This window comes from Thermaurantimonas aggregans, assembly GCF_003851885.1.
Taxonomy (GTDB): Bacteria; Bacteroidota; Bacteroidia; order Flavobacteriales; family Schleiferiaceae; genus Thermaurantimonas; species Thermaurantimonas aggregans.
Genome location: NZ_BHZE01000017.1, coordinates 42,079 through 60,429, shown reverse-complemented (window position 1 = coordinate 60,429; position 18,351 = coordinate 42,079). Strand labels below are relative to the sequence as shown.

The following is an 18,351-nucleotide window of genomic DNA, read 5'->3' as shown; positions in this document are numbered from 1 at the left end:
CTTCAAAAATCAATTTTTTGAAATATCACTACCAAAAACCTGCTTTAAGTCTAATTCATTTTTTGTAACATTAAATACCATTTAAAAACTGATAAAAAAAAGCTGCCCTCTTTTAGGACAGCTTCTTTTTTTTTAGCACCTGTTATTAAGGTCATGAAAGCAGTTTCGCTTCCTGCCAAGTAAAAAATGTTTACAAACACGCACGCATATGCGCAATATTACCTTGGTGTATATGGGAATTTTTTCCATACTTGCATGAAAATTTTTTCAATAATGAAAAGACCCAAACTCATCGCCGGCAACTGGAAAATGAATACAACTGTATCGGAGGGTTTGAAAACACTAGATTCCTTACTTGTCGGGCTCTCGCAGATGACCCCAAAAGCACAAGTGGCAGTGGCTCCTCCCTTTACGCACTTATCTGACTTTCAAAAGAAATTAAAAGGAACCTCTATTTGTTTGGCGGCACAAAATGTAAGTGACAAACTCAATGGCGCCTACACGGGCGAAGTTTCAGTGTTTATGCTTAAAGAGTTGGGAGTCAAAAAAGTGATTATAGCACATAGCGAGCGCCGACAGTACTATGGCGAGACCAACGATAGCGCTCTAGAGAAGATCAAAGTCGTTTTAAAACACGAAATTTATCCTATCTACTGCGTAGGTGAATCGCTTGAAGACCGCGAAAGCGGCCATCACTTCGAAGTGGTTGAAGAGCAAATTACATCGGTGCTCTATAAACTTTCCGAAGAAAAATTGCCCAAAATCACTATAGCCTACGAACCTGTATGGGCTATAGGCACAGGTAAAACTGCTACACCTGAACAGGCCGACGAAATGCATGCCTTCATCCGCGACGTAATAGGCAAGCGATTTGGCGATGACCTCGGTGTGCAAATGCAAATATTGTACGGTGGCAGTGTAAATGCAGCAAATGCTGCCAGCTTACTTGCTATGCCTCATATCGACGGAGCTTTAGTAGGTGGGGCTTCACTAAAGCCTGAGGAATTTCTTTCCATCATCAAAGCAGCCAGCTAAGTAAAACAACGGGTGATTAGAAATTGGATTTTTCCGCTCTGGATAGGTCGAAGGCTGCGCCATGCTGACAGCAGCGGGCGCAGCTTTTCAGGACCGGTAATAGCGGTAGTTACTTTCGCAGTCGCGGTGAGTTGTGTGGTAATGATTATTGCCATTGTTACCGGTACTGGCCTACAGCACGAGATTAAAAACAAAATTTACTCTTTCAGGGGTCATATACAGGTTAAAAAGTATGTGGACGATGCCGACTTACTTGAGTCAGAGAGCATTGTGCTGAATGAGGCATTGCTTTCCGCTATTAAGGCTCATCCTTCTGTGCGTCACGTTCAGAGCTCTGCCTATCGCACGGCTATTCTGAAGTCATCGAATTACTTCGACGGATGTGTACTCAAAGGATTGGACGAACATTTCGACGCCAATCGGTTAGGTTCTTACCTCACAGCCGGAAAATTTTTCCAAAAACGCAAGGGCAGTGAAAGCGACAGCATGGTGATATCGGCGCATCACGCACGAGTGCTCGATGTAAAAGTGGGCGATCGGTTAGCTGTGCACTTCATTCGCGAAGCGCCAAAACCTCCGCTCTTGCGCTATCTCTATATCTCCGGCATTTACGAATCGGGAGTTGAAGACGTTGATAAACAATTTGCCTGGGTCGATATCGATGTGATACGTTCTGTTAATCGATGGGAAACCGATGAGGTGGGCGCTCTTGAAGTGTTTATTAAGGAGGGTAGCAAGCCTGAGGAAGTCGCTGCAGAGCTATCAGCAGTCTTGCCCTTTGATTTGCAGGCTGTTTCAGCGCAAATGGCCTTCAGGCAGCTGTTTCAGTGGATGGATTTGTTTGACATCAACATCCTGATCATCATCATCGTAATGGTTGTGGTATCAGCCATTAATCTAAGCAGTGCGCTTATGATATTGATCGTAGAGCGCACCCGAATGATTGGCCTTTTGAAGGCGTTAGGTGCCGAAAATGCTTTGATTACCAAAATATTTCTTTACAAAGCTTTCGTCGTTCTCACCAGAGGTCTTTTCATCGGCAATGTGGTAGCACTCGGATACGCGTGGATGCAGCGAGAATGGAAAATCATTAAGCTGGATCAGACGGCTTATTTTGTCGACAGCGTTCCTGTGCACTTTGAACCGGTTTGGATATTGTCAGTGAATGTCGGCACACTTGCTGTTTGTCTCTTAATCTTGCTCTTACCAGCCAGATATATCTCAGCCATACCGGCGGCAAAAGTATTGAAGTTCGAATAAAATTATTTGCCGGTAGAGCCAAATCCGCCTTCACCCCTTTCAGATGTGGGCAGTTCAAGCACTTGTGCCCATTCTACACGGCTGTAGGGAGCTACCACCAGTTGAGCGATGCGGTCACCAGGTTTTATTTCAAAGGGTTCTTGTCCTAAATTTATGAGAAGTACTCCAATTTCGCCCCGATAGTCAGCATCGATGGTTCCTGGACTGTTCAGACATGTGATGCCGTATTTCAGTGCCAAGCCGCTACGAGGCCTTACCTGAGCTTCATAACCGTGGGGGAGGGCTATTTTGAGGCCAGTGGGTATCAATCGACGCTCGCCGGGCAATAGGGTGATGCTCTCTGAAAGATTGGCTCTCAGATCCATGCCGGCCGAGTGAATGGTCTGATATTCAGGCAATGCATTCGTGCTATCGTTGATGATAGAGACTTTTACGACGTTCATTTTTTTGAAAGAGATTTAATAAGGGTTTGAATTTCCGTTCTCTCAGTTTGGTAAAAGAGCACAAAGGCAAGAAGAAATACAACGCCTTTTCCGATGAGATGATTTATCTGAAACAAGAGAAAAGAAGCTGCGGTAGCTGTAACGATCAGTGTCAAAATAGCATTAACTCTGTAAGGAATGGGGAAGTGTTTTCGACTAAGCCGGTACGAAACTACCACCATCACTATATGCGAGAGCAGCAGGGCCAGAGCAGCCCCCATAATGCCTAAAACAGGAATTAAAGTAGCATTCACCAAAAGATTCACAAAGGCCCCCGATAGGCTAATGGTAATTCCATAGTACGTCTTTTCCGTTACTTTATACCAAATGTTCAGGTTAAAAATTACTCCGAGAAGCATTTGCGCCACAAAAAGTAGCGGTAAGATGTACAGCCCGTCCCAAAACTTGCTGTGAATGAAATACTTCACCACTGGTAAAAAGGCACTCAGCAGCACTACTGCCCCTGCAGATACCAACACAAAGAGCTCCATTACTCGTGCATAGAGTTCAGGAGCTTTTTTGTTTTCAGCATTTTTAAAGAAAAAAGGTTCAGCAGCATATCGAAATGCCTGGATAAACAGCGATATAAATACCGAAAGGCGAAATACGGCAGCATACACACCCATTTGTTCCAAAGAAGTTTCTACAGGCAATAGATATTTAAGCAACTGACGATCAAAAACTTCATTTACAATACCTGGTAGGCCTGCCAACATGACAGGAAGTCCATAGATAAGCATCTTTTTAAGATCAATTCCCTTTTTTTCAAAAGCAAAAATTGGCCTCAATACCGGAATAAGCAGCAAAAGCTGAAGTACGACTGCAGCCCCATTGGCAATAAATATAGATAAGACCGGATTGCTCGGTGCAGGTAAGTGAACTCCTCTTTCGGCTAAAAAAGGCGTTAAGAGGAAAAAGTACAGGTTTAAACCGATGTTTACAAAAATATTAGTAAGTCTGATCAGAGCAAACTGCAGTGCCCTATTGTGCTGACGAAGACGCGCATAAGGTAAAGTAGCCAGCACCTCGCCCGAGAGTATAAGTAGTAAGAGCCACAAGTACTCAGGGTGCGACTCATACCGCATAGCTCGCAAAATAGAACTCTGCAAAAGCAAAACAATCGTCACAAAAGCGCCAACAGCCCCAGCCATAAACCAAAAAGTCTGGCGAAATACTGCCTGTTCGTCCAAACCCTCTTTGGTGGAAAACCGAAAATAAGTCGTTTCCATACCTAAAGTGAGAACAACGGTAAAAACCGCTATCCAAGAGTAGATATCCGTATTAATGCCCATCTCAGCTCGCTGCAGTACGGCTGTGTGCAATGGCGTGAGCAAGAAATAAGCAAAGCGACCGATGATCGACGACAGGCCATAAATGGCCGTTTGACCGGCTAAGGTGCGAATGGAATACAATTTATCTGAGCTGACTTTATTCTCCGGCCAAAGTAATGAACCAGTAGTGCATTTCGAAAAGGTGTGTTTGAAAAACAAAAGTGTACCTCAAATCAAAGTAGAAGTCGATGCATACAGTCATGCTCTAAAAAGGTACCTTTTCTAATCACTTATTACATCGTGAAAATCACACCTGATTAGAATTAAAACTGTAATTAAAAAAAACCATTACGAAAGAAATTGATGTAATAAAATTATTTTGATTTAGAAATTTTTTCCCGAAATGGGAAGAAAAATGATTGTGTATACAAGTGTTAAAAAGTTGGTAATCAATGTTTAAAGTAAAAGCTGTTGTGTTGGCACAAATGTTTTGTACACATTTCAAAAGATTACAAACAACCCCTTGAAATGAAAAAATTAATACTGATGGTTGTTGCTGCTTGTGTGATGACCATCGCTTGTAAAAAGGAAAAAAAAGATGATTTGATTTCGCCGACCCAGATCACTGATATAAACGACTTGAAAGCGCCGGACAATTTTAGTTGGAAGACTCATGGAGATTTTAAATTTGAAATCTCCGGAAATCAGGTCGGTATCGTCGAAATCAGCCATGAGCAGACAATCCTGCACAGAGCGGTTGTCGTACCCGGTGAAACGTATAAAGTAGACCTTGGAATACCCGCCTTTATGAAGGAAGTAGAGGTTACCCTCAACGGTGTAACCAAAAAAGCTGATTTAAAAAATCCAATCCAAAAAATCAACTTTTAATCTTACCCCCAAATGAAAAAGATCTTCTCCCTGTCAATGGCATTGACTTCACTTATGGTTAGTGCACAGACTACCATCAACATAAATCCTAAAAACAATACCAATAACTACTGTCCCATTCAGTCAGTTAAGTACAAAATCAATACATCCATTATAACTCAGAATACTGAAGCTACGGGCGCCGTACAAGGCAATACCCCTGTGTATTTGGTGGAAGTGAACGCAAAGAAATCACCTTCTAACAATACACCAATACAATTGACCTTCTTTAATTTCGAGGGTGTGCAGATCCGCAATCTGAATCTGACCAATGCCACTACTGGCGTAGGAGTTTGGAACAAAGGGCAAAATATTCTGGCCAATAACAACATTACCAACAATGTATTTCGCACTGCACTAAAAAATTATCAACTTGATGGCGACATACGCAGCAAGGTTTGGTACGATAGCCCTACAAATTTGCCTTGTAATACCCAGCCACCCATCTGTACCACTCCTGATTTTGACATCGTATTCGGCTACGCCTATACGAATGATGACTACATGCTTGTAGCCGAGCGGTGGGGGAACTCAGCTTTTAGCCTTCGCGCACTTGATATCAATGGCAATGTAATCGGTAATACCCTTTGCTTTGGCTGCGGCTCGGGCGGTGCATATGAGCGCTATGACTGGAACTCCGGCTATTCGATGCCCTACGTGCCTGATCAAGCAATGGCATTTACCGTGGTGCCCATTACATTGTTTGGTACTTCTCAGCCCATCTATGGACTTCGTATCTTCAACGGTGTGGATCAGGCTGATGTGAAATTCTTTGGTCTCTCAGACAATACCTTTGCCAATAACCCCGTAAACCCAACCATTCCAGGTGTATCAGGCAAGGTATTCCACGATATCAATGGTTTGACAGATAATACTGTAAACGGTACACCCATAGCAAAACCTTCTAACATACAACTTTACGCTCACCTAGTAAACAGCAGTGGAATTGTAGTAGCCGTAAAGCCCGTGGATCTCACTACGGGATCTTATGCGTTCTTTGATTACCCAGCCGGCTCTTACACCGTGCGCATCAGTACCACCCAGACTGCCGTAAACAGCCCGATGGGGGCCATTACACTGCCCGCAGGCTGGGTGCATACGGGAGAATATCTGGGTACCGGCACCGGAAACGACGGTACAGTTAATGGTGTGCTGGCTGTTACCATCACTGCCAATTCCCTGACACAAAACGCCAATTTCGGCATTCAGCAATTGCCTTCAACCGGTTCCTTTACTGCACCTGCAGTGCCTAATCCCGGAGGAAGCGTTTTTGTGACCGTAAATCCAAATAATTTCCAGACAAGCGATCCTGACGGCAATGTAACCTCAATCCGAATCACTTCCTTCCCCTCCAATGCCACAGCTATAAAAATCAATAACACAACGTACACAGCCTCTACCTTCCCCACCAACGGAGTATCGGTACCTGTGGTTAACGGATTACCTACACAACCCATAGAAGTAGATCCTGTAGATGGTATTGTGACTGTGACCATTACCTTCCGCGCCTTAGATAATGCCGGCTTTGAAAGCTCTACTGCCGGTTCAGTAGCCTTGCCATTTATCGCCAATGTGTTGGTTGACAATTTTTACCCGGCTGCTGGATTTGGTACCTTGGCCTTCGAAGATCTCTGGCCGTTCAAGGGTGACTATGACTTCAACGATGCCGTAATCGATTACCGCTTCAAAATCACCACTGATGCCTACAACAAAGTCACTCAGGTAGAAGCCACTTTCGTCCTCAGAGCATTTGGGGCAGGGTTTTCCAATGGTTTTGGCTTTCAGTTTAATACCAATGCACTGAATGTAAGCCAACTAACTGCCACAGGCAGCAAGCTGCACGAAGGCATCATCACTCTAATGTCCAATGGATTTGAAGCCGGTCAAAACAAGCCCACCATCATCGTATATGACAACACCTATAAGCTCATGACCCATCCCGGACAAGGAATAGGTGTAAACACCACTCCAAACGCTCCCTATGTGCAGCCGGATACCACCCGAATTCTGATCACCTTCCCCATAGGAGTCTACACCTACAACGACCTAAACATCGCAAACTTCAATCCCTTTATCTTCGTAAACCTCACCCGTGGACGCGAAGTGCATCTGCCAAATATGGCCCCCACAGCACTGGCCAACCAGGCATTGCTCGGTACCGGTCATGACAACTCCATACCATCAAACGGTCGATATTATGTGACTGAAAACAACCTACCCTGGGCGATTAATATCGTTGAGCGTTTCGACTATCCCATTGAGAAGGCACAAATCATCGACGCTCATTTGAAATTTGTGCCTTGGGCACAAAGCGGAGGAGTACAGTTTCCCAACTGGTTCCAAAACCAGACCGGCTTCCGAAATCCGGCCAATATATACTAACTGTCATAACCCTTTTTAAAAACCCCTGCCCTGTTTTTGGGCGGGGTTTTTTTTATGTTACTGCAAAAAAGTCGGTTTTCACAAACAATTTTAATGTCGTTCAATGTTTATTAACAATTATGGCTCAGTTTATGAACATATATTGTTCATAACTTTTTTGCCATGATTAAAAAAACACTCTTTTTCACGCAACCAGCCTACCTCCACATCTCAAATAGGCAGCTTATCATTGATTTAAAAAATCAAGGTACCACGCATCAGGTACCTGTTGAAGACATTGGTTTTGTAATACTCGAAAACCAACAAATCACTGTCACTCAGTCAGTCATTGCCTCCTTAATTGACAACAATGCTTGCATCCTCTGTTGCGACGAGAAACATATGCCCTCCGGTCTGTTGATGCCCTTAGCTCAGAACAACACCTTTACTGAAAAAGTGCGCTACCAGCTTGAAGCCTCCGAACCACTGAAGAAAAATTTGTGGAAACAGACGGTAGTTTCAAAAATACGCAACCAGGCTGCCCTCCTCACATCGATCGGTATCGATAGCACACCTATGCATCGATGGGCCTCTGAAGTGACCAGTGGTGATAAAGGAAATGTAGAGGCCAAAGCAGCTTCCTACTACTGGGAGAAGTATTTTGAGTACCTAAAGACCAAAGCCAACCGCCATCGAAATGGCCCACCGCCTAATAACCTGCTCAACTACGGATACGCCATATTGCGCGCAGTAGTCGCCCGAAGCCTGAGCGCCAGCGGCTGCCTGCTGATGGTAGGCATCTACCATCGCAACAAATACAATCCCTTTTGTCTGGCCGACGATGTCATGGAACCTTACAGGCCTTTTGTGGATCAGGTCGTGCTAAACATTGTCTCCCAACTACGCGAAATTCCTGAACAGCTCACCACAGCTCTGAAAAAAGAATTGCTGGTGATCCCCACCCTCGACACCCTTATTGACGGGCAGAAAAGCCCCCTGATGATTGCCACACAGCGCACATCCGCTTCTTTGGTTGCATGCTTTGGCGGAGAGTCGCGCAAGATGCTCTATCCTGAAATGTTGTAATCAGATGAATACCCGACTAAATGCCTATCGAGTCATGTGGCTGTTTGTATATTTTGATTTGCCCACCAATACCAAAGCCGATCGAAAGGCATATTCCCTCTTCCGCAAAGAACTGCTCAAGGATGGCTTTATGATGATTCAATACTCCATCTATGCCAGGCATTGTGCCAGTCGCGAAAACCTGGAGGTACACAAGAAGCGTGTTAAAAACATCTTGCCCGAAAAAGGAAACATTATTCTTTTTGAAATTACAGATAAGCAATTTGGAATGATGGAATTTTTACTCGGCCAGAAAAAAGCAGAGAAAAATCCAGGGCAAAGGGTGGTACAACTCCAATTAGAACTGTTTTAATCTAGAAGGGTATTTTTTTAGTTAAATTCAAAATCCGAAGCCAAAATGGCGACGGATTTTGAATCCTATTTTTAGCGCATGTCTTTGATAATCAGTTTTATAAATAGAGTTCTAATGTCAAAGACCCAAAAATATTAAAAATTGAAAGCAAATCACAACAAAAGTAATTTTAATATCCGTAATAGGTTAATGTCAAAGACCCAAAAATATTAAAAATTGAAAGCAAATCACAACATAGTTAAATAAAATGGTACCGGCGGGTGTAATGTCAAAGACCCAAAAATATTAAAAATTGAAAGCAAATCACAACATATGAAAAACGAAAAGGTTATGTAAGAACAATGTCAAAGACCCAAAAATATTAAAAATTGAAAGCAAATCACAACGCAAAAAAAAAATACTTACTTGATATAGTAATGTCAAAGACCCAAAAATATTAAAAATTGAAAGCAAATCACAACCGCTTCGGCTATCCATTTTTCGGGCGGTAGCCCGCTGTGTTTAATGGGCATATTTTTTGGGGTTTTGAACTTTTAAAAAATTTGTTCGTATATTTGCAACGTGGAGTCGAGCCTAAGGCTTGGCACCATGTTGAAGCTGGGTTTTTACAAGCCCAGCTTTTTTCTTGTATAAACTCTCCGCAATTGCCCGTTAATTATTTCAACGGATTGCAGGTGTTTGTAATCTTTTTCCATTTTTAAGCGGCAGGCAGATTTTAGTTGCTTCCAACTTTGAACTTGGCGCAACTTAATAATAGCGTGTTCGCATTGTTTAGCTGCGCTGCCAATGTTGTTCTTAAAAGTGTTTTTACCTTTTCCTGTGGGCCATTTTAAATCAGCATAGTCAGTAAAGTTTAGTCGGTAGTCAGGGTGCTTGCCATGATGATTGCTGTTAGGGAAAACCTTTTTGTAAAAAATTTCCACTTCTTCTGTATTTAGTTCAGGTAATAACTCCACGGTATTGCCTTGTGATGCTTTAAACATTGCCTCGGCTAACACATCTTCATAGTCGCTCGCATGGGTATTGACAAGTTTGTGCAACAGCACTTTACCTCGCCTTCCGGGAACATCGAGCGGGGTAAACTGCTTAGATCTGTCAAGCAGCAAAACACCCAGCCTTTCCGGGTTGAACTTTTGCAACTCGCCCGAAGCCTCCAGAATTTTTGCCAACACCGTAGCAGGAATGGTGGCAAAATAGGGGTGCTTGTGGCTATACACCATGGGGTTGATGCCCACGTTGGTGCGAAACATGGGCTGTATGGGGGGCATTTCTGTGGGTAGTGGTTGGGTGTGTCGGCCTGCGGCTTCGTCTTCGTCCAACTGCAGCACGCTGCAGCGGCAGTTCCAGCCGTTGGGCGGGTACCAGGTGCGCCAGAAGGGGTCGCTGATGTGGCGCACGATGTGGTGCAGCTTGCGGTGCTCTTCGCGGGTGCGCCCGTCCATCACGGCCACGTATTCCAGATAGGGCAGGGCATGGGCATTGGCTTCCATCTGTTGCCACTTGGCGGTCATCTGCGCGCTGGCGATGGCGTGGTTGTATTCGGCACGCAGGTAGTTTTGATTGTAGGTGGCATCAATTTCTTTTACGCCTTATAAAAACTCGTTAAACGACCGGGCTTTGCCCTCACCGGTAAGCAGGGCGCTCATTTCGCGCAGTTGGTGCCAGTTTTTGGCGCCACTGAAATGGTACACGTTGCGTTGCAACTCGGTGAGGGTTTGCGCCTGCCTGGGGCTGAGGTCATCGGCATAGCCATAGCCCAGCCCTTGCTGCACGGCTTCCATGAGCTTTTGGGCGTGGGCGCGGGTGGTGGCCGGGTCAATAAGCCCTTTGTGGCGCTTTTGCCACAACCGGTGCGCCAAACGCTCCACCAGCGCATTCCATTGTTTATCGGTGAGTGCATCCTTGGCCATCGGTGCAGTGGTGGTGGGGTTGGTGGTATAATTGGTGCAGGTCGGCATGTAGCTTCAGGATGGAAGCCGCGCCCATCATTTGGCGGTCGTTGGCATCCGGCACATCATTGGCGGGCAGCGCCCCCGGCTGCTGCCTGCGCCCTCTGATGGGCACGCCATAGCGCTCGGCCCAGAACTCTGGGTCTATTTCAAAGTGTTGGTCGAGCCATACATCCTGCCGGTGTTGCTCATCGCTCACCTGCTTGGCGATGACGTATTGAAAGTATCGCCCTTCGGTGGCGAAGCCGTGCTGCGCCAGTTGGGGCAGCAGGGTTTCGTTGATCAGGTCGCTGATGTAGTCGCGGTTGTATTCGGCCACGTCTTCATCGGCCAGCAGGTGCACCTCGCCCAGGGATCGGGCTCCGCGGTTGCCGGCATCGCCGGTGAGGGTTTGCAGGCGGATGGCTTTGCTCATTTCGCTGTTGCATCGCTCGATCATCTTGTCGAACACATTGTAGCTGTCGCTCTTTACGCTTTCTATAAATTCGAGGTCTTCGGCATTGTCGATGATGGCGTAGCTTTTAGAGGCCATCTGGCGGAGGAAGTTTTCGAGCTTGATGACGGCGTTAAGGTCGCGTGTATTGGTGCGGGCCTTGGCCAGGGGCATGCCGAAGCGCTCGCCAAATTCGGCCCACAGCAGCATCATAATTTTTTTAAACAGTATGGTGGGGGCCAGGCGGTTGAGGATGTCAAAAACCTAAAAATATTAAAAATTGAAAGCAAATCGCAGTAGTACTATGAAATTACATTTTTCAACATAGGAGTATGGGTGAATATTTCTCCCATGCGCCTTTGTCGATTTAAAAAAAATTGTACCTTTGCGAAGAAGCAAATCACAATAAGGTCTTAAATGACCGTTGTGTAAACAGACAGGGTGGGGTAACTCACCCTTTTTTATTTTATTATACATCCAAGTCTATCTACCCTTATTTTTTGCAATTTTAATTTTTCCAAAGCACCGATGCTTTGAACGTTGTAGAATCGCAGGGATTTACTAGATAATTTATCGTCTTTAATTTGTGTTTCAAAAATTTGTCTAAACCATAAGTTAATTTGATTACCTATAATACTCATTTTTTGCAATCTGTAAAGACAATCGCTATACTTCAAATTTTTCTCTGCATTAGGTATAAAGAAAATTTCATTGGTTTGAAAATATTGATGAATTTTCCATTTATCTCCCGGCAATTTTTCCAGAAAGCTTTGCGGATATTTTTCTTTATCGTTTAAAATTTTATCCCATACTTCTTTTGGATTTTCAATTATTACCGGAATTCCGTATTTTTTTCTTTCTACCGCATGCCAAAAGGTGCACAAGTGGGGTATTTTATTGCCATGCTCATCTTCGTAAATGGCAATATGGTGGTTATTGCCGGGTTTTACAAAGGCAATAGGTTGGCCATCATTATTATATTTAACCGGTTCAACCGCTGATAGGCCGGTAAAACATCTTACAGTTTTTATTGGTATCTTCTTTAGAATATCGTAATAAATTGGATTCTTTTCTAAATTATTTAAAGAATCTTTTATTGGAACAAATTTATTATTTGGGAATATTCTTTCTTTGACAATTTGTTTTACTTTTTTATCAACTATTGATTCTATAACTTTTAATGCTTTCTTATCATCTTCTTTCCCGCTAAATAGATAACCTTGACCATATCCTAAAGGATATTTCAATACATACTCCTCTTTATAGCAAGTGCCATATTGCAAGGGTATCGTTTTGTTTTCGTCTAGATAGATAGGATCTTTTTTTAGTGAGCCCAATGCCTTTTTGGTATCGCCTTCGTGTTCTGCTAATCGCTTTTCAACTAATTCTTTTATGTAAGGTTTAAAGATGAGATGAGGATTTTCAAAGAGGTATTTTACCGGTTTGTTTTTTTCAATGGTTTTAATTTTTCCATACACACTTTCTTCGCTTAAGGGGCCACGTGGTACAAGTATATGGTCTTGTACTTTGATTCGTTTGCCGTTTTTCTTGATAAATCGTTTGCCCCAGGTGGCTACTTTTTTTCCGGGTTTAAATGATACAATAATTTCTGCGGCTTTGTTTTCAACCTCTTTTGTAGTAAATGGCCGTTGACTGATAAAATATTTGTCTAACAATGATAAGGATTCTCGAAATTCTTCTTTTCGTTCGCTCACTGCTTTATATAATTCATCGCGTGTAGCTTTGGCGCTTAATGTATTTATACGCTGAATATAACCTTGTTTTGTACAAGCTATCGTTAGGGCATCAATGGCATGGTGGCGATGGTCATCGCGTTTCGTCCAATCTTTAATTACTTCTTTTTGATGTTTTTGCCCATCGTGGGTTTCCCATTCTACAATTTCTGTAATGCCTTCTGCTAAAGGGTCGGGAATAATTTCTTTAACCCGTTGCATTTGCAAATTCATCAATACATCGTCCCATCCCCATAATCTGCGCATATATTCGGTTACGCTACCTGATGTGCTCCATACATTTTTGGCAACTTGTGTCAAAATCTCCCTTGATTTACGGGCTATGTATTGCGATTCACGTAATTGGCGTTCAATAAAATCTTTGGGTATTTTATCGCCCGGCATTAATAGTTTATCATGCTTTGCTTTTTTAATAATACCATCCTTAAAAAGTTTGTTCACTCGTTCGATGTATTCATTTAATGCCGCTTCGCCTTTTGAGGCCATGTAATCATAAGCTGTGCGGTCGCCTTTTTCCTGGTTTATCCATCGAAAGGTGAGTGTTTTGTTGCTTTGCGAGTCGTCAAAAAGTAATGATTTTGGAATGATATGCTCTACATCTATTTCATTACCCTTTAAAGCATCAGTCAATGAGAATGTTTTACCGGTATAAATGCACATGGCATTTACTTTTTTATCCTCTCCATTTATTTCGTTAAATAAGCGATACTTGATGATGTTTTTTCGTGTGGCTCTTAGTCCTAATTCTTGCAAGCGTTTTTCAATTTCTTTGTTTTCTCTTTCTATTTTATTAATGTTTTTAAAGGTTTCGTTTCGTTCTTCTTTGCTTTGTTTTAATTCGCGTGCAAGTTCTATTCTAATTTCAAACAGTCCTTTTTCTCTTTCTTCTTTTGTTACCCAACCGCGTTTTTCGTCAATTATATCGTTTACAATATGAATCATTTGGTTGAGTATTTTTTCAACCACCGGTTGGCGTAGCGAATTTTTTTGAAGCAATGGAATTTTATCCAATAATTGACGAGCTAGAACTTGGTCTTTGGTAAGTGAGTTGGAATGATTATAACCTGCAATAGATGCAGCATCGCTATATTTAAAACCATCCATTAAATAAGGTAAAATTTTACGTATGGCTTTAAGCGATTTATTGCCATAGGATTGTTTTGTAAAATCTATTTTAGCAAGGCGTTCGGCAGTCGCATTATCAAAACCAAATTTTTTAATTAGTGCATTTTTACATTCTTCAATATCGGATATGGAATAAATGGTGTGCCACAATTGATAAAGGGGCTCATTAATGCATTTTTCGGAAACTATTTTTGCTTCTATTTCTTTAATTACTTCTCCGGTATTGGGATTATATTGATATGTTTTGCTTCCGGTTGGTTGAATGTTTAAATTAAAAGTTAGCCACTTTTTAGCTAATTCATCATTGTTTAAAGCATTTTTTATGGCAATTTTAGTGAGATTACCTTGCAAACCTTTACTTAACATTTTATTGCCAAACCATCCGCTTTTATCTTTTATTTCAAGTATTTTAAAAAGTTCTGTTTGGCTAAGCTTTTCGTGGTTGTCAAGATATTCAAAGATTTTTTGTTTTTGTTCTAAGCTAATCGGAAATTCATTGTTTCTTTTATCTTTAATAGAAATGTTATTTATTGTTTCCCATATTTTTTCAACCTGGAATAATGGATTACTTCGATGTGCTACCTTTGGTCCTGTAAATATTTCTTTACCATCTTTATTTTTTACATGAAATCCTTCAAATTCGCAAATACTTACTAATCCTTTTTGTGATTTAAGTTTTCGCTGAAAATATATGATATCATCTCTCAAATGATTGATCAATGCATCAGTTAAAACATCAGTATAAAATTCCTTTTGTTTTTGCATAATGGCATCAAATTCTTCTATGTATGCTTCACGGGGAAATACTTGCTGCTTTGTTCGGTAATGTTTGTTTTTTGAAAGTTCTTCAAAAAACTTTTGCCCAATGGTTTTTCCTTCCTCTTTTAATAATTGATATCTGTTCTTAACTTCTGCTACATAATCAGTATCTTTTTTATCTGCATTTTCTTCGCTGCGCGAAGATTTATAACCACGTTTTTGGTTGAGGTGATATAATACACGTCCTAATTCTTTTAAACTAATTTTTTCTGTAACAGCTTTGGCTCTTAACTCCCATAATTCAAGTTGAGATATTTTAAAAAGCTGTTCATCAAACATGTTGTGCTTTTTTAATTCAGCTGTTAATGCCGTTCTTCTTAAAACGTAGCGGTAATAACCTTTACGAGCTGTACGTTTTGATGTTCGATTTTGATTTTTGGTAATTTTATTACCGGATGAAAATTCATCACTTTCATCTTTGTCTAGCGGAATAATTCTAACTCCCATTCCAATGATTTCATTTGGCTTCTCGTTTTCTTCTTTTATTAAAGCCCATCCAATGGAACTTACACCTAAATCAAGACCTAAAATTTTTTTACAGCTCATAAGTTGATATTTTCACAAAATTAAAATTATTTTAAAATAATGAAATGTCTTTAAAAATGATTAAACCGGCAGCACCACTTTGAACATAGCTCCTTTGCCCGGCTCGGATTGAGCGACGAAGATTTTGCCGTCGTGGTAGTCAGTGATGATTCGGCGGGCGAGGGAAAGGCCGAGACCCCAGCCGCGGTTTTTGGTGGTGTAGCCGGGGCGAAAGATGGTTTTGTGCAGATGGCGCGGTATGCCTCGGCCGGTGTCGGCTACAGCGAGTTCTACGCGTTTGTCGTTTTTACTCAGGGTAATGGTGATGGTGCCTTCGCCTTCGATGGCGTCGAGGGCATTGCGGATGAGGTTTTCGAGAACCCACTCCATAAGCAGAGGATTAAAGCGAAGCACCACGGGTTCGTCGGGCAACTGTAGCAGAATGTGCACCCGGCGTGGGATGCGGGCTTTGAGGTATAGGGTACTGCTTTCGATTACGGTGCGGAGGTCGCCTTCTTCGAGGGTGGGTTGACTGCCGATTTTAGAGAATCGGCCGGTGATTTTCTGTAGGCGGTCGAGGTCTTTTTGCATCTCCTCGACCATCTGTGGGTCGAGTTCACCCATTTTGAGTATCTCGAGCCAGCCAAGCAGTGAGCTGAGCGGTGTGCCGATTTGGTGGGCAGTTTCTTTGGCTAAGCCGGTCCATACGCGGTCTTGTTCGGCCTTGCGGGCGCTGCTGAAGGCCACATAGGCCAGCAACATGAAAGAGCCGATGACGCCGAGCAATATACGCGGGTAAATGCGCAGTTGGGTGAGCAGTTTCGATTCGTCGTAGTAGAGCACATTCACCAGTCCATCGCCCAGATCGATGGCGATGCGATTGCCCTTGAGTTTCATCTTTTGCAGCGTTTCGGGCAGGTGGCGCAACTGGTGTTCTGACAGATTGTTGTAGCTTATGATGCTGTCGTTTTGATCGGCTAGTATAATGGGTATGGTGGTGTTTGTCACCATGATTTTATTGGCCAGATTGAGGTCTTCGCCGGGTTCGGCATAGGCAGCTACGTTGATGGCTTCAGCCCAGAGTTCTACCTTCTTGCGCTCTTCTTCGCGCAGGGCGCCGGCCAAATTTTCGGTGTAGTACAGAGTTGCCCCTCCAATCAGTAGCATAAATGCGAGCAAGAGGACTTTCCAGAAGTTTTTACGGGCGTAGAAATGTGTATAAGAAGGGCGGGAAGCTAAAATGCGTTTCAAGAGATCGTCGAATTTATTACCATCTCGGATTCGGATTCACTAGAATCCGCATAAATACTATCGCAATATACGCCGGATAGAGCAATACAGCCAGAGCGAGTTGAGTGCTTTTGACTGGAACGCTCATTTCGTTGGCATACGACTTAATCAGTACAACATCGGTCAGAATCTTAGCAGCAATCAGAATTACTGAAATGCCCAATGCCCATGCATTGTGCCAAAACACTGGAAAGCTGCCATAGGTCATCAGGGCGCATATCAAAACTACCACGGCGAGGCTAATCGATAAACCATCGCGATAAAAAACCGCCTTGCCACCCCAGCGCTGTCGCTGACTCAAAAACCGACCAACCGTATCGGGCATAGGTGTTTGCACACTTGCTTGTGTAAAGTCGTTAAATCCTATGCTTTGGCTGCCGAAGTGATTTTTGATCTTGTGGAGCAAAATGACATCGTCGCCTGATTTAAAGTGCAAATAACCTGTGTAACCTTCTACAGCTTTAAAAGCTGACTTGCGAAATGCCATATGGCTGCCCGAGCACATTACTGGTAGCTTCTTTTTAATCAGCACTTCACTGGCTGCCATTAGCGCTAAAAAGTCGATTTGAGCCAGCCAATATCCTCCGGAAGGAATCACCCTACCGCAGACCATTTGCACTTGATCTGAGGTGAAGCAGGCCAAAATGCCGGCTATCCAGTTTTGTTGAGGCACTGTATCGGCATCCGTACAGATAATGATGTCGTGTGAAGCAAGGTTTACACCTACCTCAATTGCTTTTTTCTTGCCTTGATGGCTGCGGTCTATTAGGCGCACATTGGGGTAAAGGGGTATTCGCTTGCGCAGCTTTAAAAGGCTGTTTACAGAGCCGTCGTTAATGAGTAGTATCTCGGCATTTTCAGCATACTTCACTTTTTCAAAGGCATTGAGCCACAGGAGCAATTCTTCCGTGGCATCGCGAAATGGAATGACGATGGTTACCTTTGTGCTGTTTATAAAGAAATGTTGGCTATCTATATCTCTGTTTTTTAGGTAGTTACTACCATTATAAAAGAGGTACAGATACCAACCAAATGAAATACTTGTGATGGAAAGTATGACCCATTCCACGAGCTAAAAGTAGTAATTCACAAAAAAAATTAAATGGAACTTAAAAAAAAAATAATATTAGGAGTTGATCCCGGTACGCAGGTGCTTGGCTACGCCATAGCCGAACAGTTGGGTAGCAAAATCACTGTTACAAGTTGCGATATCGTGCGGTTGCGCTCTGAAGCTGATGCCTTACAGCGGTTAAAAATCATTTTCGAAAAAATCCTCGACATTATCGACAGCTACACACCTACTGAATTGGCCATAGAGGCACCCTTTTACGGTGAAAACGTGCAATCGATGCACAAACTGGGTCGCGCACAGGGCGTAGTCATCGCAGCAGCACTGTACAGAGGATTATCGGTAGCCGAGTATTCTCCACGAAAGATCAAACAGAGCATCACCGGCCGTGGCAGCGCTACTAAGGAGCAAGTGGCAGCCCTGTTAGCGGCTCAGTACACCTTGCCAACCACTGCAGCCACCCTCGATGCTACTGATGCCCTCGCTGTAGCTATTACCCACATTTATCAGCAACAAACCCTCCCCTCTAGCAGAGGCGGTAACTCTTGGGAGGCCTTTATACGCTCCAATCCCGACCGCATCCGTTGATGTGCACTTGACATTGTAGTTCATT

General features: G+C 43.0%; 15 protein-coding genes. 7 read left to right on the top strand and 8 right to left on the bottom strand.

Annotation, left to right across the window (positions count from 1 at the left end):
- Positions 1-273: 273 nt before the first annotated feature.
- Positions 274-1,035 carry a triose-phosphate isomerase gene (tpiA, locus tag EIP89_RS08475; RefSeq protein WP_124398248.1) on the top strand — a complete coding sequence of 254 codons (762 nt, stop codon included), beginning with the start codon at positions 274-276 and terminating at the stop codon, positions 1,033-1,035.
- Positions 1,036-1,047: 12 nt separating this feature from the next.
- Positions 1,048-2,295 carry an ABC transporter permease gene (locus EIP89_RS08470; RefSeq protein WP_124398247.1) on the top strand — a complete coding sequence of 416 codons (1,248 nt, stop codon included), beginning with the start codon at positions 1,048-1,050 and terminating at the stop codon, positions 2,293-2,295.
- Positions 2,296-2,297: 2 nt separating this feature from the next.
- Here the strand turns inward: EIP89_RS08470 and dut are convergent, their stop codons facing one another.
- On the bottom strand, positions 2,298-2,738 hold the full coding sequence (dut, locus tag EIP89_RS08465) for a dUTP diphosphatase (protein WP_124398246.1): 441 nt from the start codon (positions 2,736-2,738) through the stop codon (positions 2,298-2,300).
- Positions 2,735-4,189, bottom strand: a complete 1,455-nt coding sequence (locus EIP89_RS08460; protein WP_124398245.1) for a lipopolysaccharide biosynthesis protein — start codon at positions 4,187-4,189, stop codon at positions 2,735-2,737. The genes dut and EIP89_RS08460 overlap by 4 nt, the downstream gene beginning before the upstream one ends.
- Before the next feature lie 387 nt (positions 4,190-4,576).
- On the opposite strand from EIP89_RS08460, the gene EIP89_RS08455 reads away from it, so the two are divergent.
- The 4 genes from EIP89_RS08455 (at position 4,577) to cas2 (ending at position 8,774) form a co-directional block, all read left to right on the top strand.
- On the top strand, positions 4,577-4,936 hold the full coding sequence (locus EIP89_RS08455) for a hypothetical protein (protein WP_124398244.1): 360 nt from the start codon (positions 4,577-4,579) through the stop codon (positions 4,934-4,936).
- A gap of 12 nt (positions 4,937-4,948) precedes the next feature.
- Positions 4,949-7,357, top strand: coding sequence for an LruC domain-containing protein (locus EIP89_RS08450; RefSeq protein ID WP_124398243.1), 2,409 nt, complete (start codon positions 4,949-4,951; stop codon positions 7,355-7,357).
- Positions 7,358-7,519: 162 nt separating this feature from the next.
- Entirely contained in the window at positions 7,520-8,422 is a 903-nt protein-coding gene (gene cas1 / locus EIP89_RS08445) for a type II CRISPR-associated endonuclease Cas1 (protein ID WP_124398242.1), read from the top strand.
- Positions 8,423-8,426: 4 nt separating this feature from the next.
- Positions 8,427-8,774 carry a CRISPR-associated endonuclease Cas2 gene (gene cas2, locus EIP89_RS08440; protein WP_124398241.1) on the top strand — a complete coding sequence of 116 codons (348 nt, stop codon included), beginning with the start codon at positions 8,427-8,429 and terminating at the stop codon, positions 8,772-8,774.
- Positions 8,775-9,379: 605 nt separating this feature from the next.
- On the opposite strand, the gene EIP89_RS08435 is transcribed toward cas2, so the two are convergent.
- The 6 genes from EIP89_RS08435 to EIP89_RS08410 form a co-directional block, all read right to left on the bottom strand.
- Positions 9,380-10,351, bottom strand: coding sequence for a phage minor head protein (locus EIP89_RS08435; RefSeq protein WP_124398240.1), 972 nt, complete (start codon positions 10,349-10,351; stop codon positions 9,380-9,382).
- Between the two features lie 12 nt (positions 10,352-10,363).
- Complete coding sequence (locus EIP89_RS08430) at positions 10,364-10,684, bottom strand: hypothetical protein (protein ID WP_124398239.1); 321 nt, start codon at positions 10,682-10,684, stop codon at positions 10,364-10,366.
- Complete coding sequence (locus EIP89_RS08425; protein WP_371851066.1) at positions 10,659-11,399, bottom strand: phage portal protein family protein; 741 nt, start codon at positions 11,397-11,399, stop codon at positions 10,659-10,661. The genes EIP89_RS08430 and EIP89_RS08425 overlap by 26 nt, the downstream gene beginning before the upstream one ends.
- A 218-nt stretch (positions 11,400-11,617) precedes the next feature.
- Entirely contained in the window at positions 11,618-15,400 is a 3,783-nt protein-coding gene (gene cas9, locus EIP89_RS08420) for a type II CRISPR RNA-guided endonuclease Cas9 (RefSeq protein ID WP_124398237.1), read from the bottom strand.
- A 60-nt stretch (positions 15,401-15,460) separates the two neighbouring features.
- Complete coding sequence (locus EIP89_RS08415) at positions 15,461-16,630, bottom strand: sensor histidine kinase (protein ID WP_218019356.1); 1,170 nt, start codon at positions 16,628-16,630, stop codon at positions 15,461-15,463.
- 16 nt (positions 16,631-16,646) lie between these two features.
- Positions 16,647-17,738 (bottom strand): glycosyltransferase, encoded by a 1,092-nt coding sequence (locus EIP89_RS08410; protein ID WP_124398236.1) that lies wholly within the window; start codon positions 17,736-17,738, stop codon positions 16,647-16,649.
- Positions 17,739-17,771: 33 nt separating this feature from the next.
- On the opposite strand from EIP89_RS08410, the gene ruvC reads away from it, so the two are divergent.
- Positions 17,772-18,326 (top strand): crossover junction endodeoxyribonuclease RuvC, encoded by a 555-nt coding sequence (ruvC, locus tag EIP89_RS08405; RefSeq protein WP_124398235.1) that lies wholly within the window; start codon positions 17,772-17,774, stop codon positions 18,324-18,326.
- Positions 18,327-18,351: the final 25 nt, after the last annotated feature.

Bases quoted from the DNA above. Each gene is read 5' to 3' on its own strand.
- cas2 (WP_124398241.1), top strand. From the start codon at position 8,427: ATGAATACCCGACTAAATGCCTATCGAGTCATGTGGCTGTTTGTATAT.
- cas9 (WP_124398237.1), bottom strand. From the start codon at position 15,400: ATGAGCTGTAAAAAAATTTTAGGTCTTGATTTAGGTGTAAGTTCCATT.
- EIP89_RS08430 (WP_124398239.1), bottom strand. From the start codon at position 10,684: ATGGCCAAGGATGCACTCACCGATAAACAATGGAATGCGCTGGTGGAG.
- ruvC (WP_124398235.1), top strand. From the start codon at position 17,772: ATGGAACTTAAAAAAAAAATAATATTAGGAGTTGATCCCGGTACGCAG.
- tpiA (WP_124398248.1), top strand. From the start codon at position 274: ATGAAAAGACCCAAACTCATCGCCGGCAACTGGAAAATGAATACAACT.
- EIP89_RS08450 (WP_124398243.1), top strand. From the start codon at position 4,949: ATGAAAAAGATCTTCTCCCTGTCAATGGCATTGACTTCACTTATGGTT.
- dut (WP_124398246.1), bottom strand. From the start codon at position 2,738: ATGAACGTCGTAAAAGTCTCTATCATCAACGATAGCACGAATGCATTG.
- cas1 (WP_124398242.1), top strand. From the start codon at position 7,520: ATGATTAAAAAAACACTCTTTTTCACGCAACCAGCCTACCTCCACATC.
- EIP89_RS08455 (WP_124398244.1), top strand. From the start codon at position 4,577: ATGAAAAAATTAATACTGATGGTTGTTGCTGCTTGTGTGATGACCATC.